Source organism: Stenotrophomonas sp. AN71, assembly GCF_050435725.1.
Taxonomy (GTDB): domain Bacteria; phylum Pseudomonadota; class Gammaproteobacteria; order Xanthomonadales; family Xanthomonadaceae; genus Stenotrophomonas.
Window position 1 is genome coordinate 23,672 of sequence record NZ_JBNDKU010000017.1, and the last position, 22,286, is coordinate 45,957.

16 protein-coding genes are annotated in these 22,286 nt (G+C 67.5%); 10 read left to right on the plus strand and 6 right to left on the minus strand.

Annotated features, from left to right (window positions below; all coding sequences use genetic code 11):
- Nucleotides 1-92: 92 nt before the first annotated feature.
- The 4 genes from hemE to ABH900_RS19455 form a co-directional block, all read right to left on the minus strand.
- On the minus strand, nucleotides 93-1,175 hold the full coding sequence (hemE, locus tag ABH900_RS19440; RefSeq protein ID WP_429624820.1) for a uroporphyrinogen decarboxylase: 1,083 nt from the start codon (nucleotides 1,173-1,175) through the stop codon (nucleotides 93-95).
- 24 nt (nucleotides 1,176-1,199) lie between these two features.
- On the minus strand, nucleotides 1,200-1,439 hold the full coding sequence (locus tag ABH900_RS19445; protein ID WP_429624821.1) for a WGR domain-containing protein: 240 nt from the start codon (nucleotides 1,437-1,439) through the stop codon (nucleotides 1,200-1,202).
- A 121-nt stretch (nucleotides 1,440-1,560) separates the two neighbouring features.
- Nucleotides 1,561-2,673 carry a 3-dehydroquinate synthase gene (gene aroB / locus ABH900_RS19450; RefSeq protein WP_429624823.1) on the minus strand — a complete coding sequence of 371 codons (1,113 nt, stop codon included), beginning with the start codon at nucleotides 2,671-2,673 and terminating at the stop codon, nucleotides 1,561-1,563.
- Complete coding sequence (locus ABH900_RS19455; RefSeq protein ID WP_429624824.1) at nucleotides 2,670-3,212, minus strand: shikimate kinase; 543 nt, start codon at nucleotides 3,210-3,212, stop codon at nucleotides 2,670-2,672. The genes aroB and ABH900_RS19455 overlap by 4 nt, the downstream gene beginning before the upstream one ends.
- Before the next feature lie 98 nt (nucleotides 3,213-3,310).
- Between ABH900_RS19455 and ABH900_RS19460 the strand changes: the two genes are divergently transcribed.
- On the plus strand, nucleotides 3,311-3,514 hold the full coding sequence (locus tag ABH900_RS19460; protein WP_005410663.1) for a dodecin family protein: 204 nt from the start codon (nucleotides 3,311-3,313) through the stop codon (nucleotides 3,512-3,514).
- A 6-nt stretch (nucleotides 3,515-3,520) separates the two neighbouring features.
- Here the strand turns inward: ABH900_RS19460 and ABH900_RS19465 are convergent, their stop codons facing one another.
- Complete coding sequence (locus ABH900_RS19465; RefSeq protein WP_429624825.1) at nucleotides 3,521-4,348, minus strand: kinase; 828 nt, start codon at nucleotides 4,346-4,348, stop codon at nucleotides 3,521-3,523.
- Nucleotides 4,349-4,388: 40 nt separating this feature from the next.
- Between ABH900_RS19465 and pdxH the strand changes: the two genes are divergently transcribed.
- Together pdxH and ABH900_RS19475 are read left to right on the plus strand one after the other, a co-directional pair.
- On the plus strand, nucleotides 4,389-4,988 hold the full coding sequence (gene pdxH / locus ABH900_RS19470) for a pyridoxamine 5'-phosphate oxidase (protein WP_429624827.1): 600 nt from the start codon (nucleotides 4,389-4,391) through the stop codon (nucleotides 4,986-4,988).
- A gap of 200 nt (nucleotides 4,989-5,188) precedes the next feature.
- Entirely contained in the window at nucleotides 5,189-5,329 is a 141-nt protein-coding gene (locus ABH900_RS19475) for a hypothetical protein (RefSeq protein WP_429624829.1), read from the plus strand.
- Nucleotides 5,330-5,375: 46 nt separating this feature from the next.
- Here ABH900_RS19475 and prpR read toward each other — a convergent pair whose 3' ends face one another.
- Nucleotides 5,376-6,959, minus strand: a complete 1,584-nt coding sequence (gene prpR / locus ABH900_RS19480; protein WP_429624830.1) for a propionate catabolism operon regulatory protein PrpR — start codon at nucleotides 6,957-6,959, stop codon at nucleotides 5,376-5,378.
- A gap of 153 nt (nucleotides 6,960-7,112) precedes the next feature.
- Here prpR and prpB point away from each other — a divergent pair, with 153 nt between their 5' ends.
- The 7 genes from prpB to pbpC all read left to right on the plus strand — a co-directional run bounded on the left by prpB (nucleotide 7,113) and on the right by pbpC (nucleotide 22,217).
- Nucleotides 7,113-8,006 (plus strand): methylisocitrate lyase, encoded by an 894-nt coding sequence (prpB, locus tag ABH900_RS19485; RefSeq protein ID WP_429624831.1) that lies wholly within the window; start codon nucleotides 7,113-7,115, stop codon nucleotides 8,004-8,006.
- 36 nt (nucleotides 8,007-8,042) lie between these two features.
- Nucleotides 8,043-9,200 carry a bifunctional 2-methylcitrate synthase/citrate synthase gene (gene prpC / locus ABH900_RS19490; RefSeq protein ID WP_429624833.1) on the plus strand — a complete coding sequence of 386 codons (1,158 nt, stop codon included), beginning with the start codon at nucleotides 8,043-8,045 and terminating at the stop codon, nucleotides 9,198-9,200.
- A 97-nt stretch (nucleotides 9,201-9,297) separates the two neighbouring features.
- Nucleotides 9,298-11,916, plus strand: coding sequence for a Fe/S-dependent 2-methylisocitrate dehydratase AcnD (acnD, locus tag ABH900_RS19495; RefSeq protein ID WP_429624835.1), 2,619 nt, complete (start codon nucleotides 9,298-9,300; stop codon nucleotides 11,914-11,916).
- A gap of 51 nt (nucleotides 11,917-11,967) precedes the next feature.
- The gene (gene prpF / locus ABH900_RS19500) at nucleotides 11,968-13,152 is read left to right on the plus strand and encodes a 2-methylaconitate cis-trans isomerase PrpF (protein ID WP_429624837.1); all 1,185 of its coding nucleotides are present in this window, start codon (nucleotides 11,968-11,970) and stop codon (nucleotides 13,150-13,152) included.
- Between the two features lie 99 nt (nucleotides 13,153-13,251).
- The gene (locus tag ABH900_RS19505) at nucleotides 13,252-14,712 is read left to right on the plus strand and encodes a bifunctional 2-methylcitrate dehydratase/aconitate hydratase (RefSeq protein WP_429624839.1); all 1,461 of its coding nucleotides are present in this window, start codon (nucleotides 13,252-13,254) and stop codon (nucleotides 14,710-14,712) included.
- Nucleotides 14,713-14,878: 166 nt separating this feature from the next.
- Nucleotides 14,879-19,786: an alpha-2-macroglobulin family protein gene (locus ABH900_RS19510; RefSeq protein ID WP_429624840.1), complete on the plus strand. Its 4,908-nt coding sequence runs from the start codon at nucleotides 14,879-14,881 to the stop codon at nucleotides 19,784-19,786.
- A 49-nt stretch (nucleotides 19,787-19,835) separates the two neighbouring features.
- Complete coding sequence (gene pbpC, locus ABH900_RS19515) at nucleotides 19,836-22,217, plus strand: penicillin-binding protein 1C (protein WP_429624841.1); 2,382 nt, start codon at nucleotides 19,836-19,838, stop codon at nucleotides 22,215-22,217.
- Nucleotides 22,218-22,286: the final 69 nt, after the last annotated feature.

The following is a 22,286-nucleotide window of genomic DNA, read 5'->3' on the forward strand; positions in this document are numbered from 1 at the left end:
GGCGTGCGGCCGGTGCAGCGTGGGGGCCGCCATCATCGCGCAAACACGGTCACGGTGCGATCAACGTCGCACCGTGATTGCGTGCGGAATGCTCAGCGCTGGCTGTGCGCGTGCACCGCGTCGACCAGCACCTGCACGTGCGCCGGGTCCATGTCCGGCGACATGCCGTGGCCGAGGTTGAACACATGGCCCTCGCGCGAACCACCGTTGCCGGCGGCATAGGTGTCGAGCACGCGCGCGGCGGCGGTGGCGATCGCATCCGGTGAGGCGTACAGCGTGGTCGGGTCGAGGTTGCCCTGCAGGGCAACACGGCCGCCGGTGCGGCGCATCGCCTCGTCCAGATCCAGCGTCCAGTCCAGGCCCAGTGCATCGGCGCCGGTCTGCGACAGCGCTTCCAGATGCAGCCCGGTGCCCTTGCCGAACAGGATCAGCGGCGTGCGTTCGCTGCCTTCGCCACGCTCCAGGCCTTCGGCGATGCGCTGCAGGTAGCGCAGCGAGAACTCGCGGTACATCGCCGGCGACAGCACACCGCCCCAGGTGTCGAATACCTGCAGCGCCTGCGCACCGGCGGCACGCTGCGCGCCGAGGTAGGCGATGACGGCCTCGGTGGTGACCTCCAGCAGGCGGTGCAGGGCCTGAGGGTGGTTCAGTGCCATCGCCTTGATGCGCGCGAAATCCTTGCTGCCGCCACCTTCCACCATGTAGCAGGCCAGCGTCCACGGGCTGCCGGAGAAACCGATCAGCGGTACCTGACCATCCAGCTCCCGGCGGATCAGGCGCACCGCGTCCATCACATAGCCCAGGTCCTGCTCCATGTCCGGCACCGCCAGTTTGGCGATGGCGGCTTCATCACGCACCGGATGGCGGAACTTGGGGCCTTCGCCTTCGACGAAGTACAGCTCCAGGCCCATCGCATCGGGAATGGTCAGGATGTCCGAGAACAGGATGGCGGCGTCCAGCGGGAATCGGCGCAGCGGCTGCAGGGTGACTTCGCAGGCGATCTCCGGGGTCTTGGCCATGCCCAGGAAGCTGCCGGCCTTGGCCCGGGTGGCGCGGTACTCCGGCAGGTAGCGGCCAGCCTGGCGCATCAGCCAGACGGGGGTGCAGTCCACCGGTTCGCGGCGCAGGGCGCGCAGCAGGCGATCGTTGCGGAGAGGGCTGGTCACGATGGGCATTCCTTGGACGAAAGGGCAGCGGCGTCAGTCGCCGTGCGAAAGGATCTGGAAGCCGCGATGCAGGTCGGCATCGCGGGCCTTCTCGAAGGCGTGGCGGGCTTCATCGGCCTGCAGGAACAGCTCGCGCCGCAGCTGCGAGCGGCCTCCCACGCGGCCGCTCTCGCGCAGCAGCTCCCAGCCGCCGAACAGGTCCGGCTGCAGGCTCAGGCGCAGGAAGCGCGGTGCGTCGGCACCGGCGTCGGGATGTTGCAGGTAGACGTGCATGGAACCGATTGTATCGCCCCGGGGCGGCACGGACCTGTAGAGCCGAGCCCATGCTCGGCTGCGCTTCATGCCGCGACACAACCCGGTCGCGCCGGGCCATGCCCGGCGAACGCGGAAACGGTCAGCCCGCGCCCAGCACCTTCAGCACTGCCGCCTCATCCACGTCCGGCACCACCTCGGCGCGGCCCATGCCGCGCCACAGCACCAGGCGCAGGCGACCGGCCACATTCTTCTTGTCCAGCCGCATGCGGCCGAGCAGGGCGTGCGGGTCCAGCCCTGCGGGGATCGTCACCGGCAGGCCGAGGCGTTCCAGCAGTGCCTGCAGGCGTGCGCGGTCGGCGTCGGCAGCCAGGCCCAGGTCGGTGGACAGCTTCGCGGCCAGCACCATGCCCACCGCCACCGCCTCACCATGGTTCAGCGCATCGCGGCCGGGGGCCGAATAGCCCTGTTCGGTTTCGATGGCGTGGCCGAAGGTGTGGCCGAGGTTGAGCAGGGCACGTTCGCCTTTCTCGAACGGGTCGCGTTCGACGATCGCGGCCTTGTGCCGGCAGCTGCGCGCGATGGCTTCAGCCAGCACGGTGTGCTCGCCGGCGAGCAATGCCTCGGCGTTGTGTTGCAGCCAATCGAAGAAGGCAGCGTCGCCCAGCGCGCCGTACTTCACCACTTCGGCCAGGCCGGCGCGCAGCTCGCGCGGGGGCAGGGTGGCCAGCACGCGGGTATCGGCGATCACCGCACGTGGGGGATGGAAGGCACCGACCAGGTTCTTGCCGGCCGGAATGTCGACCGCGGTCTTGCCGCCCACCGACGAATCGACCATCGCCAGCAGGGTGGTCGGCAGCTGCACGCAGTCCACGCCACGCATCCAGCACGCGGCAGCAAAACCGGCCAGATCACCGACCACGCCGCCGCCGAGGGCGAACACGCAGGCATCGCGGGTGGCGCCGAGCGCAGCCAGGGCTTCGATCGCGCGGCCGAATTCGGCCAGGGTCTTGGAGGCTTCACCGGCAGCCAGCACGTGCTCGCCGACGATCAGGTCCGGGCGTGCGGTCAGCAACGCTTGCTTCACCCCCGCCAGGTAGAGGGGGGCCACTTCGCTGTCGCTGAGCAGCAGCACGTGGCGGCCGCGCACGTGCGTGGCCAGTGCGGCACCGTCGGTCTGTGCACCGGTGCCGATGGTGATGGTGTAGGGGCGGTCGCCGCCAACGGCGACCTGCAGCAGGGCGGGGGAGGTCATGCGGTCAGGTCCTGGCGCTGCCAATGCGTAGCCAGCTTGACCACGAGCTGGGCGGTCGCATCTGCAGCGGTGTACGGGTCGGTATCGAGGGTGAGGTCGGCCAGCTCGCGATACAGCGGGTCGCGGTGTGCGGCCAGGTCGTGCAGCACCTGCTCGCGGTCCGGGCGCTGCAGCAGCGGCCGGCCCTTGTCGCGGGCCAGGCGTTCCAGCTGCGCGGTCACGCTGACCCGCAGGTAGACCACGAAGCCGCGTCGGGCGATCAGTGCCCGGTTGTCGGGATCCAGCACCGCGCCACCACCGGTCGAAACCAGCTGGTTGCGGCCGGCCAGCACACGGGCCAGGGCCTGGCGTTCATGGCTGCGGAAGGCGGCTTCGCCGGAGTGCTCGAAAATGGTCGGTATGCTGGCGCCGGCAGCATCGACGATGGCCTGGTCGACATCGACGAAGTCCAGCGTGAAGCGCTCGGCCAGGCGGCGGCCGATGCAGGTTTTGCCGGCGCCCATCGGGCCGATCAGGATCAGGTTCGGAGCAGGATTCATGCCCTCTGATGCTAACACCTCCGTGCCCCGGCCTTTACGTTCTTCACGTCAGGGTGGACATTCCTGCGGGGTCTCCCGCGCCAGCCGGAGTACAGACCATGACGGTCGCCAAGGTCATCGAAATCACCGCCTCCTCGCCGAAGAGTGTGGAAGACGCCGTGCGCAGCGGGTTGAAGAAGGTCTCCGAGACGGTCAAGGGCATCCAGGGTGCCTGGGTGAATGAAACCAAGGTGGTCACCAACGGCAGCGGCGAGATCACCGAGTGGCGGGTCAACCTGCGGGTGACCTTCCTGGTGGAGTAGGCGCCCTCAGCGTACCGCCTGCACCTGGCGCTGGCCGTCCAGCGCCACCACGTGGTCGGCGAGGGTGGGCAGGGCCAGCAGCGCCTGCCGGCTGACCCGCTCGTAGTACTGCACGAACCGCTCCAGCTGCGGCCGGCTCATCCCATGCCGGCCCGGCTGGGCGGCCTGCAGGTTCTGTTCCTGCTGCCAGCGCCAACGCGGTACCACCGAAAAGTCGGGTGGTTGCAGGAACCACAGGCGGTTGCAGCGCTGCCACAGCGCCGGATAGTCGCGGGCCAGCGCCTGATTGCACCAGCGCCGCCAGCGGCCATCGGCGTCGGCCTCACGTTCCAGCGCGTTCAGCGGGCTGTCCAGCGCATCGTCGTCCTGGGCCGGTGTGCCGAGGAACCAGCCTTCGAACACCAACAGGTCGAGGGGCTGTTCGAGATGTGGCCATTGCGCTTCGGGAACGCGCTCGTCGGCCAGCTTGTCAAAGCGCGGCAGGGCGAACGGCCGGCGTGCGGCCACTGCGTCGAGCACAGCATGGGCCAGTGGCAGGTCGTGGGTGCCAGGCGGGCCGCGGGTGATCAGCAGCGGATGTACCTGCCTGGCCAGTCGCTGGCGCTGCACACGGGTCAGGTAGACATCATCGATCGACAGCGTGGCCGCGTTCAGCCCCCGCGCCTGTGCACGTGCCACCACCTGTGCCGCCAGCGTCGATTTGCCACTCCCCTGCAGACCGCTGATCGCCAATACTGGAACCGCAGCGCCGCTGCCCAGCGCATCGTCCAGCACCTGTTCGGCCAGTGTTTCGGGGAATCCTTTCACCTGGGGCATATACGCAGCAGCGGCCATGCAGCCACAATAGCCCAAACCGTGTGAGAACAACGCAATCATGAGCGACCTGTACGCCGAAGCCCTGTCCACGTTTGCCGCCCTGTTCGAAGAGGCCAAACAGAGCCGCGAGGTCGAGCCGAACGCGATGACCGTGGCCACTGCCGATGCGCAGGGCCGCCCCTCGGCGCGTACCGTGTTGCTGAAAGCGTTCGATGAGCGCGGCTTCGTGTTCTACACCCACCTGGACAGCCACAAGGGCCAGGAGCTGCAGGCCAATCCGCAGGCCGCGCTGCTGTTCCTGTGGCGCAGCCTGCGCGAGGCGGGCATCCAGGTGCGCATCGAAGGCCGCGTCGAGCAGGTGGCCGATGCCGAGGCCGATGCCTATTTCGCCAGCCGCCCGCGCATGAGCCAGGTTGGCGCATGGGCCTCGCAGCAGTCGAAGACGCTGGCGACCCGGGAGGAGTTCGACGCGCGCGTGGCCGAGATCGAGGCCCGCTTCGAAGGCAAGGACGTGCCGCGCCCTGACGGCTGGAGCGGGCTGCGCGTCGTGCCCGACCGCATCGAATTCTGGTACGGCGCGCAGTTCCGCCTGCACGAGCGCTGGTGCTATGAAGCCGGCGCCGAAGGCCGCTGGAGCAAGCGCCTGCTGTATCCATAAGGCATCTTGTGATGGGGCTGCTGTAGAGCCGAGCCCGCGCTCGACTACTCCTGGCGGCAGATCAACAGCCGTCGAGCACGCTCGACGCTACGGAGCGGGTTGTCGCGAACGGACTGGCCCGCTTCATCTGCGAGCAGGCCGGCGACCGGCACACTCCGACGAATGCCCTTGACTTCCGGAGCTGCCATGCACTCCTGGCGTTGCCTGCTGCTGTGCCGGCGTCGCGCCGCGGCCTGGAAGCATGGCTGTTGCTGAGCGAAGTGTCGCTGGGCGTGCTGTTGCTGTGGATTGCGGCCGTCGGCAGTGGTCGGTTGGCCATCGAAGCGCGCTGGGCGCGTTAGACGGGGCCGTTTCGCGCGCCCTCTGTAGCGTCAAGCAAGCTCGACCCTACATCCCCTCCGCACGCAGCCAGCGCCACAGCGTGGTGCGTGAGACGCCAAGCACCTGCGCCATGCCTTCACGATCATTGCGGTGTTCCTGCAGCAGCGCCTCCAACTGCGCACGCGGCGGTCGCTTGCCGTTGCTTTCCGCCGGTAGTGCCGCGACGCCTTCGTTCACCAGCTCCGGCGCCAGTTGCAGCAGTCGCGTGGCATCAATCAGCCCCTCACTCGGCTGCCAGTGGATGCGCAGTCGATCAACCAGGTTGCGCAGCTCGCGCACATTGCCGGGCCACGCGGCGTTGGCCAGCACAGCCATCGCTTCTTCGTGCAGCGGTGCATCAATGCCGCGCAGCTGGCGGAAGAAATGCTGCGCGAGCAGCGGAATGTCGTCGCGTCGCGCCCGCAGCGACGGCAGCGCGATACGCAGCGCGGCGAGGCGGTAATAGAGGTCACGACGGAAGCTGCCCGTCGCCGCGCGCTGTTCCAGCGACTGCAGCGTGGCGGCGACCACGCGCAGATCCACTGCGGTCGGTTCGGTGGCGCCCACGCGCAGCACCTCGCGTTCTTCCAGTACGCGCAGCAGGCGGGTCTGCAACGGCAATGGCAGCTCGCCAATCTCATCCAGGAACAGCGTGCCGCCGTCTGCAGCTTCAACCAGACCGACCCGGCCGCCACGACGCGCGCCGGTGAAGGCGCCATCGCTGTAGCCGAACAGCTCCGCTTCCAGCAACGATTCGCTGATCGCGCCGCAGTTCAGTGCGACGAAACGGCCGCGACGACCGCTGGCGGCATGCAGTTGTCGTGCGACCAGTTCCTTGCCGGTACCGGTTTCGCCGGTGACCAGCACGGTGCTGTCGTGCGGGGCGTACAGCGTTATCTGGGCACGTACCTGTGCCATCGCGTCGCTGCCACCGAGCAGTTCATGCGTGTCAGTGCGCGGCGCTGCGCGCCTGCGTGGGGCGGCCCGGTTGCCGCCGGAGCGGGCCAACGCCTGGGTCAGCTCGAGCGCGTGTTCGAAGGCTTGGCGCACTGAGTCGGCCGAGTACAGCAGCACGCCCGGCAGGCCTGCCTGTTCGGCATGATCGATGGCCATGCCGGTGCCGACGATCACCTCGATGCCGTTGGCGCGCAGGTCGGCGATGCAGTCGCGGGCGTCCTCGCGGGTGACGAAGCGGCGGTGCTCGATGTCCAGGCCGAAGCTCTGCTGGAAGTGGCTGAATACCGGCACATCGCTGGCGTGGGTGACCAGGCCGATGCGGCTGGCGATGCGACGGGCACGTGCCAGTGCCTCCATCAGATCGAAGCCGTTGGCCTGGATCGGCACCAACGGCAGGTCCAGCCGGCCGCGCAGCCAGGCAGCATTGGAGCCACCGGCAATCACCACGTCGCAGTGCTCACGGCGCAGGCGCTGGCCGATCACGTCCACGGCTTCCTCGAAACCGAGGTTGATCTGCTCGATGCGCGCGCGGCGGTCGAACTCGGGAATGACGTCGCCGAGCAGGCCGGTCAGCCGCGAAACGCTGACCGTCCAGATCACCGGGCGAGCGGGGTCGACATCGGCGTGGCGCAGGGGGGAGCGGGGCAGGTACATGGCGGCGGCGTCGGGCAGGATGTTTCATGATACATCTGTTTCAATGTTTCATATGTTTCACCTGTGCGCGGCGGTCATTCCCGTGAAATCAAGCGCTTGCAGGTTGGCATGGTGCTTGCGCTCACCCACCTGATCTTCAACCTGGATTGCCGCATGACTGCTTCCGCCCCTTTCTCCGCCGGTGCCCGCTTCCGTGAGGCTCTGGCTGCCGAATCGCCGCTGCAGGTGATCGGCGCGATCAACGCCAACCACGCCCTGCTGGCCAAGCGCGCCGGCTTCCGTGCCATCTACCTCTCTGGTGGTGGCGTTGCCGCGGGCTCGCTGGGCCTGCCGGACCTGGGCATCAACACCCTGGAAGACGTGCTGGTCGACGTGCGCCGCATCACCGACGTCTGCGACCTGCCGCTGATGGTCGACATCGATACCGGTTTTGGCCCGAGCGCGTTCAACATCGCGCGCACCGTGAAGTCGCTGATCAAGGCCGGCGCTGCTGCCTGCCACGTTGAGGACCAGGTCGGCGCCAAGCGCTGCGGTCACCGCCCGGGCAAGGAGATCGTCTCGCAGGGTGAAATGGTGGACCGCGTGAAGGCCGCCGCCGATGCCAAGACCGATCCGGACTTCTTCCTGATCGCGCGTACCGACGCCATCCAGGTGGACGGCGTGGACAAGGCTATCGAGCGCGCCATCGCCTGTGTCGAGGCCGGTGCCGATGGCATCTTCGCCGAGGCCGCCTACGATCTGGACACCTACCGCCGCTTCGTCGACGCGGTGAAGGTGCCGGTGCTGGCCAACATCACCGAGTTCGGTGCCACCCCGCTGTTCAGCCGCGACGAGCTGGCCTCGGCCGGCGTCGCCATCCAGCTGTTCCCGCTGTCGGCGTTCCGTGCGGCCAACAAGGCTGCAGAGAACGTCTACCAGGCGGTGCGCCGCGATGGCCACCAGCGCAACGTGGTGGAGACCATGCAGACCCGCGAAGAACTCTATGACCGTATCGGCTACCACGCTTTCGAGCAGCAGCTCGATGCACTGTTCGCCGCCAAGAAATAAGCAGTACCCTGCACCATCAAGTTTTCGGAGGGAAACATGAACGATACGACCGCAACCCCGACCTTCAAGCCGAAGAAGTCCGTCGCCCTGTCCGGCACCGCTGCCGGCAACACCGCGCTGTGCAGCGTGGGCCGTAGCGGCAACGATCTGCACTACCGTGGCTATGACATCCTGGACCTGGCCAACACCAGCGAGTTCGAGGAAATCGCCTACCTGCTGGTGCACGGCAAGCTGCCGACCCGTGCCGAGCTGGTTTCGTACAAGTCCAAGCTGAAGTCGCTGCGCGGTATCCCGGCGGCAGTGAAGGCCGCACTGGAAGAACTGCCGCCGTCGGCGCACCCGATGGACGTGATGCGCACCGGTGTATCCGTGCTCGGCTGTGTGTCGCCGGAGAAGGACGACCACAACCATCCGGGTGCGCGTGACATTGCCGACAAGCTGATGGCCTGCCTCGGCTCGATGCTGCTGTACTGGTACCACTGGAGCCACAACGGCCGCGCCATCGACGTGGAAACCGATGACGATTCGATCGGCGGCCACTTCCTGCACCTGCTGCACGGTGAAAAGCCGCAGGAGTCGTGGGTGAAGGCGATGCACACCTCGCTGATCCTGTACGCCGAGCACGAGTTCAACGCCTCCACCTTCGCCTGCCGCGTCATCGCCGGCACCGGCAGCGACATGTACAGCGCGATCTGCGGTGGCATCGGTGCGCTGCGCGGCCCGAAGCACGGCGGCGCCAACGAAGTGGCATTTGAAGTGCAGAAGCGTTACGACACGCCCGATGAGGCCGAGGAAGACATCAAGGCCCGCGTCGAGCGCAAGGAAGTGGTGATCGGTTTCGGCCACCCGGTCTACACCGTGTCCGACCCGCGCAACAAGGTGATCAAGGACGTGGCCCGTGAGCTGTCCGAAGAGCAGTCCAGCATGAAGATGTACGACATCGCCGAGCGTCTGGAAACGGTGATGTGGGACATCAAGAAGATGTTCCCGAACCTGGACTGGTTCAGTGCCGTCAGCTACCACATGATGGGCGTGCCGACCGCGATGTTCACCCCCCTGTTCGTGATTGCCCGCACCGCCGGTTGGAGCGCGCACATCGTCGAGCAGCGCATCGATGGCAAGATCATCCGCCCGAGCGCCAACTACATCGGACCGGAAGACCGCGAGTTCGTCGCCATCGACAAGCGCGTCTGATCCACCTGCTGTATCCATCCGGCCGGCTACGTGCCGGCCGGATGCTTTCGCTGCCGCACCACCGGCAGCCGGCCCGCCCCAAGTACTCCGCCAGCCCATGAATACCGATTACCGCAAGAACCTTCCCGGCAGCTCGCTGGACTATTTCGATGCGCGCGCCGCCGTCGATGCGATCCAGCCCGGCGCCTACGCCACGCTGCCGTACGTTTCGCGTGTGCTTGCCGAGAACCTGGTGCGCCGCTGCGACCCGGCCACGCTGACCGATTCGCTGAAGCAGCTGATCGAGCGCCGCCGCGACCTCGATTTCCCGTGGTTCCCGGCGCGCGTGGTGTGCCACGACATTCTCGGCCAGACCGCGCTGGTCGACCTGGCTGGCCTGCGTGATGCGATCGCCGACAAGGGCGGCGACCCGGCCAAGGTCAATCCGGTGGTGCCGGTGCAGCTGATTGTCGATCACTCACTGGCGGTGGAATGCGGTGGTTTCGATCCGCAGGCGTTCGAGAAGAACCGCGCCATCGAGGATCGCCGCAACGAAGACCGCTTCCACTTCATCGACTGGACCAAGCTGGCCTTCGAGAACGTGGATGTCATTCCACCGGGCAACGGCATCATGCACCAGATCAACCTGGAGAAGATGTCGCCGGTGGTCTACGTGCAGGACGGCGTGGCGTTCCCGGATACCTGTGTGGGCACCGACAGCCACACTCCGCACGTGGATGCACTGGGCGTGATCGCCATCGGCGTGGGTGGTCTGGAAGCGGAGAACGTGATGCTTGGCCGCGCGTCGTGGATGCGTCTGCCGGACATCATCGGCGTCGAGCTGACCGGCCGGCCGCAGCCGGGCATCACCGCCACTGACGTGGTATTGGCCCTGACCGAGTTCCTGCGCAAGGAACGCGTGGTCGGCGCCTGGCTTGAATTCTTCGGTGAGGGCGCCGCGGCACTGACCATCGGTGACCGTGCCACCATCTCCAACATGTGCCCGGAGTACGGCGCGACTGCGGCGATGTTCTACATCGATGCGCAGACCCTCGATTACCTGCGCCTGACCGGCCGCGAGGAAACACAGGTCGCGCTGGTCGAGAACTACGCGCGCAGCACCGGCCTGTGGGCCGACGCGCTGGCCACCGCGCAGTACGAACGCGTGCTGCGCTTTGACCTGTCCAGCGTGGTGCGCAACATGGCCGGCCCGAGCAATCCGCACCGGCGTTTGCCGGTGGCCGAGCTGGCCGAACGTGGCATTGCCGATGAAGCCAAGCTGGCAGCCGGCAAGGCCGAACAGGCACAGGGGCTGATGCCGGATGGCGCGGTGATCATCGCCGCCATCACCAGCTGCACCAACACCTCCAACCCGCGCAACGTGATTGCCGCTGCGCTGCTGGCGCGCAAGGCCAACGAGCGTGGCCTGCTGCGCAAGCCGTGGGTGAAGTCGTCGCTGGCACCGGGCTCGAAGGCGGTGCAGTTGTATCTGGAAGAAGCCGGTCTGCTGCCGGACCTGGAGAAGCTCGGCTTCGGCATCGTGGCGTTCGCCTGCACCACGTGCAACGGCATGAGCGGCGCACTGGATCCGGACATCCAGCAGGAAATCATCGACCGCGACCTGTTTTCCACTGCCGTGCTGTCGGGCAACCGCAATTTCGACGGCCGCATCCACCCGTACGCGAAGCAGGCCTTCCTTGCCTCGCCGCCGCTGGTGATCGCCTACGCCATTGCCGGTACCGTGCGTTTCGATATCGAGAAGGATGTGCTGGGGCTGGATGCCGACGGCAACGAGGTGCGCCTGAAGGACATCTGGCCGACCGACGCCGAGATTGATGCGGTGGTGAAGGCTGCGGTCAAGCCGGAACAGTTCCGCAAGGTCTACAACCCGATGTTCAACGTGCGCGTGGAGCACGGCGCGGCGGTCAGCCCGTTGTACGACTGGCGCCCGCAGAGCACCTACATCCGCCGCCCGCCGTATTGGGAGGGGGCGCTGGCCGGTGAGCGCACGCTGGCGGGCATGCGCGCGCTGGCGGTGCTGCCGGACAACATCACCACCGATCATCTGTCGCCGTCCAACGCGATCCTGGCCTCCAGCGCCGCCGGCGAATACCTGGCGAAGATGGGCCTGCCGGAGGAGGACTTCAATTCCTACGCGACCCACCGCGGCGACCACCTGACCGCGCAGCGCGCCACCTTCGCCAACCCCAAACTGTTCAACGAGATGGTGCGCAATGACGACGGCAGCGTGAAGCAGGGTTCGCTGGCGCGCGTGGAGCCGGAAGGCAAGGTGATGCGCATGTGGGAGGCGATCGAGACCTACATGGAGCGCAAGCAGCCGCTGATCATCATTGCCGGTGCCGACTATGGCCAGGGCAGCTCGCGTGACTGGGCCGCCAAGGGCGTGCGTCTGGCCGGCGTGGAAGCCATCGTGGCCGAGGGTTTCGAGCGGATTCACCGTACCAACCTGATCGGCATGGGTGTGCTGCCGCTGGAGTTCAAGCCGGGCACCACCCGCCTGACTCTGGGCATCGATGGCACCGAGACGTTCGATGTGATCGGTGAGCGCACTCCGCGTGCGGAGCTGAGTGTGGTGATTCACCGTCGCGATGGCCAGGACGTGATCGTACCGGTGACCTGCCGCCTGGACAGCGACGAGGAAGTGGCGATCTATGAAGCCGGCGGCGTGTTGCAGCGCTTCGCCCAGGATTTCCTGGAAGGCGCCAAGGTGGCATAAGGCATCCGACGGCCCGGCAACGGGCCGTCTTTCTTTGCAAGGAACACATCCATGACCTTCCTCCCGCAACTCCGCATTCCCGCCACCTACCTGCGCGGCGGCACCAGCAAGGGCGTGTTCTTCCGCCTGCAGGACCTGCCCGAGGCGGCGCAGGTGCCGGGTGCCGCACGCGACGCCCTGCTGATGCGCGTGATCGGCTCGCCCGATCCGTATGGCAAGCACACCGACGGCATGGGCGGCGCCACCTCCAGCACCAGCAAGTGCGTGATCATCTCCGCCGCCTCGGTGCCGGACCACGACGTGGACTACCTGTACGGCCAGGTGTCGATCGACACCGCCTTCGTCGACTGGAGCGGCAACTGCGGCAACCTCAGTACCGCCGTCGGCCCGTTCGCGATTGGCAATGGCCTGATCGATCCCGCCCGCGTGCCGCGCGATGGCCTGTGCACGGTGCGCATCTGGCAGGCCAACATCGGCAAGACCATCATTGCCCATGTGCCGATGCGCGATGGCGAGGTGCAGGAAATCGGCGATTTCGAACTGGATGGGGTGACCTTCCCGGCCGCCGAGATCCAGCTGGAATTCATCGATCCGTCCGATGACGGCGATGCCGGCGCGATGTTCCCGACCGGCAATCTGGTGGATATTCTGGACGTGCCGGGCGTGGGCAGTTTCGAGGTGACGATGATCACCGCCGGCATCCCGACCATCTTCCTCAACGCCACCGATCTGGGCTACACCGGCACCGAGCTGCAGCCGGCAATCAACGAGGACAAGGCGGCACTGGAGCGCTTCGAGAAGATCCGCGCCCACGGCGCATTGCGTATGGGGCTGATCAGGAGCCTGGAAGACGCGGCCACCCGCCAGCACACCCCGAAGGTGGCCTTCGTGGCACCGGCGCAGGACTACGTGTCGTCGAGCGGCAAGTCGATCCCGGCCTCGGCCATCGACCTGCACGCACGTGCGCTGTCGATGGGCAAGCTGCACCACGCGATGATGGGCACCGCGGCGGTGGCGATCGGTACCGCCGCGGCGATTCCGGGCACCCTGGTCAACCGTGCCGCCGGTGGCGGCGAACGCGAGGCGGTGACGTTCGGCCATCCTTCCGGCACATTGCGCGTGGGTGCTCAGGCCGGGCTCGTTGACGGCCAGTGGACGGTGACCAAGGCCATCATGAGCCGCAGTGCCCGTGTGCTGATGGAAGGCAAGGTGCGGGTGCCGGCCGATACGTTGTAAGGCAGGTTCATTGCGGCAGCGCCGGGCCACGCCCGGCGAGCGCAGCGGGCCCCGCCGATGAACCGCCGGGCGTGGCCCGGCGCTACCGGAGAACCCATGATGTCCAACAGCCACACCCCATCCAACGAGCGTGCAGCGTGGGATGCGCTGCTGGTGGACATCGTCGATTACGTGCGCGAGGCCCGTATCGACTCGCCGCTGGCGTTCAAGACCGCACATCATTGTCTGCTCGATACCCTCGGCTGCGGACTGGAAGCGCTGTCCTTCCCGGCGTGCAGCAAGCTGCTCGGGCCGTTGGTGCCGGGCATCAACGTGGTCAACGGCGCACGCGTGCCGGGCACACACTATGTGCTGGATCCGGTGCAGGCCGCGTTCAACGTTGGTGCGATGGTGCGCTGGCTTGACTTCAACGACACCTGGCTGGCTGCCGAATGGGGCCACCCGTCGGACAACCTCGGCGGCATCCTTGCCGTGTGCGATTGGCTGGGCCGCAACGCGCAGGCCCTACGTCGGCCGCCACCGACGGTACACGACGTGCTGTTGGCGATGATCAAGGCGCACGAGGTCCAGGGCGTGCTGGCCCTGCAGAATTCGTTCAACCGGGTCGGGCTGGACCATGTGGTGCTGGTCAAGGTGGCGACCACCGCGGTGGTCGCGCAGCTGCTCGGCCTGGATCGCGAGCGCATGCTCAATGCACTGTCGTTGGCCTGGGTCGATGGCCAGGCATTGCGTACCTATCGGCACGCCCCCAACACCGGCTCGCGCAAGAGCTGGGCGGCCGGGGATGCGACCAGCCGGGGCGTGCGCCTGGCGTTGATGGCCGCCAGCGGCGAGATGGGCTACCCGAGCGTGCTCAGTGCGCCGATCTGGGGCTTCGAAGCGGTGTCCATGCACGGGCAGGCGCTGACGCTGGGGCGGCCGCTGGGCAGCTACGTGATGGAGAACGTGCTGTTCAAGATCAGTTACCCGGCCGAGTTCCATGGCCAGACGGCGGTGGAGGCGGCGATCATGCTGCACCAGCAGCTGCACACGATGGGGCGCCGGGTCGAGGATATCGCGCATATTGCGATCCGGACCCAGGAAGCCTGCATCCGCATCATCGACAAGCAGGGACCGCTGCATAATCCAGCCGATCGTGATCACTGCGTGCAGTACATGGTCGCTATCGCGCTGTTGCATGGACGGCTGGTGGCCGAGGACTATGAGGACGATGTCGCGGCCGACCCGCGCATCGATGCGCTGCGCGCGAAGATGGCCTGCCACGAGGATCCGCAGCTCAGTGCCGACTACCTGGATCCGGACAAGCGCAGCATTGCCAACGGCCTGAGCGTGCGCTTCGCCGATGGCAGCGATCTGCCGGAGGTGCTGGTGGAATATCCGCTCGGGCACGCCCGGCGCCGCGAGGAGGGAATTCCGCTGCTGATGGACAAGTTCCGCCGGCACCTGGCCCATCGATTCCCGACCACCCAGCAGCAGCGCATCCTGGCCGCCTCCCTGGACCCGGTTGCGTTGGCGGCGATGCCGGTGACCGACTACGTGGACCTGTACCTGCCGGGGTAAGGGGGCGCTCGGTAGTGCCGGCCGCTGGTCGGCAGTCCCAGTCAACCTTCCATGCCGGCTGCCGGCCAGCGTCCGGCACTACCCGCATCCGGGGCAATTGCCGAATCCGCGTCAACACCTTGACGCGGCCTGCCTATAATGGCCGCCTCGATCAAGGAGTGACGACATGAGCGGTCCGGCACGGCGGATGCGGTGGGGATGGACGGCGGCCATACTGGCAGGAGGCCTGTTGCTGGGCCTGGCCGGCTGCCGCAATGACAGCGGGCAGCTGCCCAAGGCCAGCGGTGAAGCCATCACCACCAAGGCCGAGCAGGTGAAGGAGTTCACCCTGCTGCGTGCCTATCCGGACCAGAAGAATGAGGGCCTGTCGCTGGCGCTGGAGTTCTCGCGCCCGCTGGTTGGCACCCAGGATTTCGACAAGCTGGTGCGCTTCGAGGAGAAGGTCGGCACCGATGACAGCAGCTGGACGCTGTCCGATGACGGCCTGACCCTGCGCTATCCGTTCGTCGAGGCCGGCAAGGAGTTCAGCCTGGTGGTTTCGGCTGACCTGCTGGCCGCCGATGGCAGCCGCCTGGGCAAGGAACTGAAGCAGAAGGTGTTCAGCGGCGAGCTGAAGCCGGTGGTGGGGTTCGCCTCGCAGGGCAGCGTGCTGCCGGCCAAGGACAGCCGCGGCCTGCCGGTGGTCTCGGTGAACGTGCCGGAAGTGGACGTCGAGTTCCTGCGCGTGCGCGAAAAGGACCTGCCGACCTTCTTCAGCCAGTACCAGCGCGGCGGCCGCCGCGGCAGCTGGGAACTGAGCAGCGACTACGAGCGCAGCCCGATCAACAAGCTGGCCGAGCCGGTCTATGTCAACCGCTTCATCCTCGGTGGCAAGAAGAACGAGCGGGTGCTGACCTACCTGCCGACCCAGGACATCAAGGAGCTGCAGGAGCCCGGCCTGTACTTCGCCCTGCTCAAGCGCACCGGTGACTACGAAGGCGAGTTCGATACCGCGTTCTTCTCGGTCAGCGACATCGGCCTGCACACCCGTGCCTACAAGGACAAGCTGTTCGTGCACACCGCCGGCCTGAAGGACGGCGCGTCACTGAAGGGCATCGAGCTGCGCGTGCTGGATGGCAAAGGCGAGGTGGTACTGAAGGGCAGCACCGACGGCAACGGCAACGCGCTGCTGAACTACACCCTGGATGCCACCCACGTGCTGGTGGCCAGCAGTGGCAAGGACACCAGCTTCCTGCCGTTCAACCAGCCGGCACTGGACCTGAGCGAATTCGCCGTGGCCGGGCGTGACAACGCCTGGTTCGACGTCTATGCCTGGTCCGGCCGCGACCTGTACCGCCCGGGCGAGACCGTGCGCCTGTCCGCGCTGCTGCGCGACAACGATGGCAAGCCAGTCAAGGCCCAACCGGTATTCCTGCGCCTGAAGCAGCCCGACGGCAAGACGTTCCGCGAGACCCGTCTGCAGCCGGGCGACCAGGGCTACATCAACTTCGAGCAGGTCATCCCCGCCGAGGCGCCGACCGGGCGTTGGCAGGTCGAGTTCCGTACCGACCCGGCCAGCAAGGAAGCGATCCAGGGCATGACCCTGCGCATCGAGGAGTTCCTGCCCGAACGCATGAAGCTGGACCTGGACAGCGTGCAGAAGACGCTGAAGCCGGGTGAGGACCTGCGCCTGCAGGCCAATGGCGCCTACCTGTACGGCGCACCGGCCGACGGCAACCGCTTCACCGCACGCATGGCGGTGACCGCCGAGCAGCAGCCGGTGGAGGGCCTGCCGGGCTACTTCTTCGGTGACCCGACCCTGCAGTTGCCGCGCGAAGCCAAGGATGTGATCGATACCACGCTGCCGGCCAACGGCCAGCTGCGCGAGGATGTGGCACTGCCGGAAGAGGCGGCCAAGGCCAAGGCGCCGATTGCCGTGGTGCTGTCCGGCAGCCTGTACGAGACCGGTGGCCGTACCGTCACCCGCACCCTGAAGCGGGTGATGTGGCCGGCCAACGCGCTGGTGGGCGTGCGCCCGTTGTTCAACCCTGAGGACGGTGCCGATGCCAACGGCAACGCGCGCTTCGAGCTGATGCGCGTGGACGCGGCGGGCAAGCCGCAGCCGGCCAAGGGCCTGAAGATCACCCTGGTGCGCGAACTGCGCGATTACCACTGGACCTTCAACGACAACCGCTGGGACTACGATTTCACCCGCCGCTTCGAGAACAAGGAAACCCGCACGGTCGATGCCGGTGCCAGTGCGGTCGCCTTCGATGTGCCGGTGGAGTGGGGCGAGTACCGCGTGGATGTGTTCGATCCATCCACCGGCCTGACCAGCCGCTATCCGTTCCGCGCCGGCTGGAGCTGGGGGGATGACAACCGCGGCCTGGACGCGCGCCCGGACAAGGTCAAGCTGGGCCTGGACAAGACCGGCTACAAGGCCGGCGATACCCTGCAGGTGACGGTGACCCCGCCGCACGCCGGCAAGGGCATCCTGATGGTCGAAACCGACCGCATGCTGTACGTGCAGGACATCGACGCCAAGCCGGGTTCGACCTTCAAGATTCCGGTCACCGCCGACTGGGAGCGCCACGACGTCTACATCACCGCGCTGGTGTTCCGTGGCGGCAGTGCGCCGAGCAAGATCACCCCGGCCCGCGCCGTGGGCGTGGTGCACGTGCCGATGGACCGCAAGGGCCGTACCGTGGCCGTCGGCCTGGCTGCGCCGAAGCAGATGCGGCCCGAGCAGGACCTGCCGGTGACGGTCAGCGCACCGCAGCTGGCCGGCAAGACCGCGCACGTTACGGTTTCGGCGGTGGACGTGGGCATCCTCAACATCACCCGTTTCCCTGTGCCGGATGCTGGCGCGCACTTCTTCGCCCAGCGTCGTCTCGGCATCGATGCCTATGACATCTACAGCCGGGTGATCGAGAGCTTCGACGGCGGCGCCGGCAAGCTGAAGTTCGGTGGTGACATGGCCCTGCAGGCGCTGCCGCAGGCCAAGCGCCCGACCGCGCGCGTGCAGACCGTGGACCTGTTCTCCGGCCCGGTGCAGCTCGATGCCAAGGGCATTGCCCGGATCCGCCTGAAGGTGCCCGATTTCAACGGCACCCTGCGGGTGTCGGCGCTGGTCTACAGCGATGACCAGTACGGCAAGCGCGACGTGGAAACCGTGGTGCGCGCGCCGATCCTGGCCGAAGCCAGCATGCCGCGCGTGCTGGCCCCGGGCGACCGCAGCACCGTGACCCTGGACGTGCAGAACTTCACCGGCAAGCCCGGCCAGTTCAACGTGAAGGTGGAAAGCGAGGGCCCGCTGAACCTGGGCGAGGGCAGCCGCAGCGTGCAGTTGAATGCCGATGCCAAGACCACGCTCAGCTTCCCGCTGTCGGCACGCGAGGGCCACAGCGTGGCCAAGGTGCGCGTGCGGGTCGATGGCAACGGCTTCAAGGCCGACCGCCGCTACGATCTGCCGGTGCGTGCGGCGTGGCCGCAGGTGCTGCGTTCGCAGGTGCGCACGCTCGACCCGCTGGCTGCGGTCAGCCTCGACAACAGCCTGACAGAGGGCCTGATGTCCGAGTCGGTGAACGCACGGCTGCTGGTCAGCCCGCTGCCGCCGATTCCGTTCGCCAGTGCGCTGCAGGGTGCGTTGAATTACCCGTACGGCTGCGCCGAGCAGACCACCAGCAAGGGCTACGCCGCGCTGATCCTGGACCAGGCGACCTCGTCGATGCTCGGCGCCGACGGCTTGGATGCCAAGACCCGCCGCGAGCGCATGGAAGGCGCGTTCGGCCGCCTGGCGTCGATGCAGGTGGCCAACGGCAACTTCTCGATGTGGGGTGACGACGGCTACGTGAATCCGTGGCTGACCCCGTACATCACCGAGTTCCTGCTCGATGCCAAGGATGCCGGATTCGCGGTGCCCGACAACGTGCTGCAGAAGGCGCTCAACCGTCTCAGCGAGGACCTGCTGTCCGGCGGCAATCAGTTCTATGGCCAGGACGAGCGCGAGAAGTTGAAGTTCGCCAACCAGGCGTACTCGGGCTATGTGCTGGCGCGGGTCAACCGCGCACCGCTGGGAACCCTGCGCACGTTGTACGACAACGAGCGTGGCAAGGCGGTCGGCGGCCTGTCGCTGGTCCACCTGGGCGTGGCGCTGTCGCTGCAGGGCGATGCCAAGCGCGGCCAGGCGGCGCTGGCCGCGGCCTTCGCCAAGTCCAGCAGCGAACGCCCGTCGTACTTCGGCGACTACGGCAGCGCGATCCGTGATGACGCCCTGATGATCGCGCTGACCCACGAAAACAAGCTGGCCAAGCCGGCGTGGGATGCGCGTGCGGTTGATCTCGGTCGTGGCCTGGATGCACGCCGCAACGCGGGGTGGATGTGGCTGAGCACGCAGGAGCAGGTGGCCATCGCACGCCTCGGCAAGGCACTGGCCGCCAACCAGAAGGCTTTGGTGGCCGGTGAACTGGTGATCGGTGGCAGCACTGAAACCATCGGCGAGCGCAAGCTGTTCGGCCGCAACTTCAGTGCCAGCGAACTGGCCAGCGGCGTGCGCTTCACCCCGCAGGGCCAGCCGCCGATGTTCGCCAGCATCGACGTGGCCGGTATCCCGCGCAGCGCGCCGGCGCCGGACAGCAGCGTGCTGGGCGTTGAACGCAGCTACTTCGGCACCGATGGCAAGCCGTGGTCGCCGCGTCCGCTGAAGGAAGGCGAGGCGCTGATCGTGCGTGTCACCGTCACTGCCGACACCACGATGCCCGATGCACTGCTGACCGATCTGCTGCCGGCCGGCCTGGAGATCGAGAACTTCAACCTGGGCGACGCCAAGCAGTGGGCCGACGTGGTGGTCGATGGCATCACCATCAGCGACCGCAGTGAAGCGGCCGACACCAAGCACGAAGAGTTCCGCGACGACCGCTACGTGGCCGCGCTGAAACTGTCGCGTGGCAGCAAGGCCAACGTGTTCTACCTGGTGCGCGCGGTGACCCCGGGGACTTACTCGGTGCCGCCGCCGCTGGTGGAGGACATGTACCGGCCGCAGCTGCGGGGCGTCGGCCGCAGCAACCCGACCACGATCACGGTGGTGCAGCCGTGACCGCGCGGATGGGCCGCGACGGCGCGGCCCGTCCCGCTGGCAACCTGCAATGAAAGAAGCACTGTCGACCCGGCTGGCGGCCCTGCGCCGCCGGCTGCGGCCGCTGTGGCCGTGGCTGCGCTGGGGCACGGCGGGCCTGCTGGCGCTGCTGCTGGTGCTGGATTTCGCCTTTCCGCCGCCGCTGCCGAAGCAGCGCGACACCAGCACGCTGGTGGTGGCGGCCGACGGCACACCGCTGCGCGCGTTCGCCGATGCCGAAGGCGTGTGGCGCTATCCGGCATCGATCGACAGCGTTTCCCCGTTGTACCTGCAGGCGCTGCTGACCTACGAGGACCGCTGGTTCTGGACCCATCCGGGCATCAACCCGCTGGCGATCCTGCGCGCCAGCGGTCAGCTGCTGCGCGGTGGCCGCATCGTGTCCGGCGGTTCGACCCTGACCATGCAGGTCGCACGCATCCTCGACCCGCACTCGCGCACGCCGTGGGGCAAGCTCAAGCAGATGTTGCGTGCGGTGCAGCTGGAAGTGCACCTGAGCAAGCAGCAGATCCTGGCGCTGTATCTGGAGCGCGCGCCCTACGGCGGCACCATTGAAGGCGTTGAGGCGGCCAGCTGGGCCTATCTGGGCAAGCCGGCAGCGCAGCTGTCGCATGCCGAGGCCGCGTTGCTGGCGGTACTGCCGCAGGCGCCGAGCCGGCTGCGCCCGGACCGCCATCCTCAAGCGGCACAGAAAGCACGCGACAAGGTGCTCTCACGCATGGCCGAACTGGGTGCGTGGACACCGGAAGAGGTGGAGGATGCGCGCATCGAGAACGTAGTGGCGCGCTCGCTGCGGCCGCCGCTGCACGCGGCCCTGCTGGCACAGCGCCTGCATTCGGCACATCCGGGCCAGGCGCGCATCCAGAGCAGCATCGACATCGGCCTGCAGCGCACGCTGGAAGAACGCGTGGCCAGCTATTTCTCGACGCTGCCCGAACGTACCTCGGCGGCCTTGCTGGTGGTCGACAACCAGACCCTGCAGGCCCGCGCCTATGTTGGCACGCTGGCGTTCGGCGACCGCCAGCGCCTTGGCCACGTGGATATGGTGCAGGCATGGCGTTCGCCGGGCTCTACGCTCAAGCCGTTCCTGTACGCGATGGCGATGGATGATGGCCTGATCCATTCGGAAAGCCTGCTGGTCGATGCGCCGCAGAGCTTCGGCAGTTACCGGCCCGGCAATTTCGACATGGCCTTCAACGGGCCGATCGGTGCTTCCAGTGCGCTGCGTCTGTCACTCAACGTGCCGTCGGTGGACCTGCTGCAGCGGGTCGGCGCGGCGCGCTTCGCCGCGCGCCTGTCGCACTCGGGCATCCAGCTGCGCTTCCCGCCGGGCAGTACGCCGAACCTGTCGTTGATCCTGGGCGGTACCGGCGCGCGCCTGGAAGACCTGGTCGGCGCGTTCGCCGCACTCAACCGCAACGGCATCGCCGGTCGTGTGCGCTACACCAGCGACGAGCCAATGATCGAGCGCCGCCTGGCGTCTCCGGGCGCCAGCTGGATCGTGCGCGAGATGCTGGAATCGAATCCTCGCCCGGGCTATGGCATCGGCACCTTCGATGTCGGTGGTCGTCCACGCGTGGCCTGGAAAACCGGCACCAGCTATGGCTACCGCGATGCGTGGGCGATCGGCAGCACGCGTCACTACACCGTGGGCGTGTGGGTGGGGCGCCCGGATGGCACGCCGCTGCCGGGCCAGTACGGCGCAGTCACCGCGCTGCCGTTGATGTTCGAAGTGGTCGACAGCCTGCCGCGCCAGCGCGGCGATGCGGCTGCCGCACCCATGCCGGCCAGCGTCAGCGAGGAAGACATCTGCTGGCCAACCGGCGAGCGTGCCGAGGGCCTTCCGCCAGCGTTGTGCCAACGGCGGATGCCGGCGTATCTGCTCGACGGCGCGGCGCCGCCGACGTTCCCCGAGCGCGAGGCACGGCGCTGGCAGCCGGGTCGGCAGCGTTACCTGGCCGATGCCCGCACCGGCCTGCGCGTGTCGGCCGACTGCCGTGCACCGCATGAAGAGGTGACGCGCGAGATCGCGCGCTGGCCGGCGCTGTTGTCGCCGTGGTTGTCCAAGGCCACGCGGGAGGCCTCGCAGCTGCCGCCGCTGTCACCGGATTGCCGCGATGATGGCCGTGAGGCCAGCGTGGCCCTGCATGTGGATGGGCTCAACGATGGCGCCACGCTGGCGCGCGCGCCGAATGCCGAGCATGGCGTACGCCTGCAGCTGCGCGCGCTGGGCAGCGAGCAGGCGGTGGACTGGTTGCTGGATGGCCGCTGGATCGCGCAGACCCATGGCGCGCAGTTGATGCAGCGTGAGTTCGCCGAACCGGGCGCACACACACTGACGGCGTTGGCGGCCGACGGCGCCTGGACACAGGTGCGGTTCACCGTCCTGCGGTAGGTGCCAACCTTGGCAGGCACGCGGCAACTGCGCCCACCAAGGTGGGCATCTACCAAGGCCTACGCCGCG

What these genes read in the sequence shown, in the direction of transcription:
- ABH900_RS19445 (WP_429624821.1), bottom strand. Translation starts at nt 1,439, where the DNA reads ATGCACGTCTACCTGCAACATCCCGACGCCGGTGCCGACGCACCGCGC.
- pbpC (WP_429624841.1), top strand. Translation starts at nt 19,836, where the DNA reads ATGAAAGAAGCACTGTCGACCCGGCTGGCGGCCCTGCGCCGCCGGCTG.
- hemE (WP_429624820.1), bottom strand. Translation starts at nt 1,175, where the DNA reads ATGCCCATCGTGACCAGCCCTCTCCGCAACGATCGCCTGCTGCGCGCC.
- acnD (WP_429624835.1), top strand. Translation starts at nt 9,298, where the DNA reads ATGAATACCGATTACCGCAAGAACCTTCCCGGCAGCTCGCTGGACTAT.
- prpC (WP_429624833.1), top strand. Translation starts at nt 8,043, where the DNA reads ATGAACGATACGACCGCAACCCCGACCTTCAAGCCGAAGAAGTCCGTC.
- ABH900_RS19505 (WP_429624839.1), top strand. Translation starts at nt 13,252, where the DNA reads ATGTCCAACAGCCACACCCCATCCAACGAGCGTGCAGCGTGGGATGCG.
- pdxH (WP_429624827.1), top strand. Translation starts at nt 4,389, where the DNA reads ATGAGCGACCTGTACGCCGAAGCCCTGTCCACGTTTGCCGCCCTGTTC.
- ABH900_RS19460 (WP_005410663.1), top strand. Translation starts at nt 3,311, where the DNA reads ATGACGGTCGCCAAGGTCATCGAAATCACCGCCTCCTCGCCGAAGAGT.
- ABH900_RS19465 (WP_429624825.1), bottom strand. Translation starts at nt 4,348, where the DNA reads ATGGCCGCTGCTGCGTATATGCCCCAGGTGAAAGGATTCCCCGAAACA.
- prpF (WP_429624837.1), top strand. Translation starts at nt 11,968, where the DNA reads ATGACCTTCCTCCCGCAACTCCGCATTCCCGCCACCTACCTGCGCGGC.
- prpR (WP_429624830.1), bottom strand. Translation starts at nt 6,959, where the DNA reads ATGTACCTGCCCCGCTCCCCCCTGCGCCACGCCGATGTCGACCCCGCT.
- ABH900_RS19510 (WP_429624840.1), top strand. Translation starts at nt 14,879, where the DNA reads ATGAGCGGTCCGGCACGGCGGATGCGGTGGGGATGGACGGCGGCCATA.
- ABH900_RS19455 (WP_429624824.1), bottom strand. Translation starts at nt 3,212, where the DNA reads ATGAATCCTGCTCCGAACCTGATCCTGATCGGCCCGATGGGCGCCGGC.
- aroB (WP_429624823.1), bottom strand. Translation starts at nt 2,673, where the DNA reads ATGACCTCCCCCGCCCTGCTGCAGGTCGCCGTTGGCGGCGACCGCCCC.
- prpB (WP_429624831.1), top strand. Translation starts at nt 7,113, where the DNA reads ATGACTGCTTCCGCCCCTTTCTCCGCCGGTGCCCGCTTCCGTGAGGCT.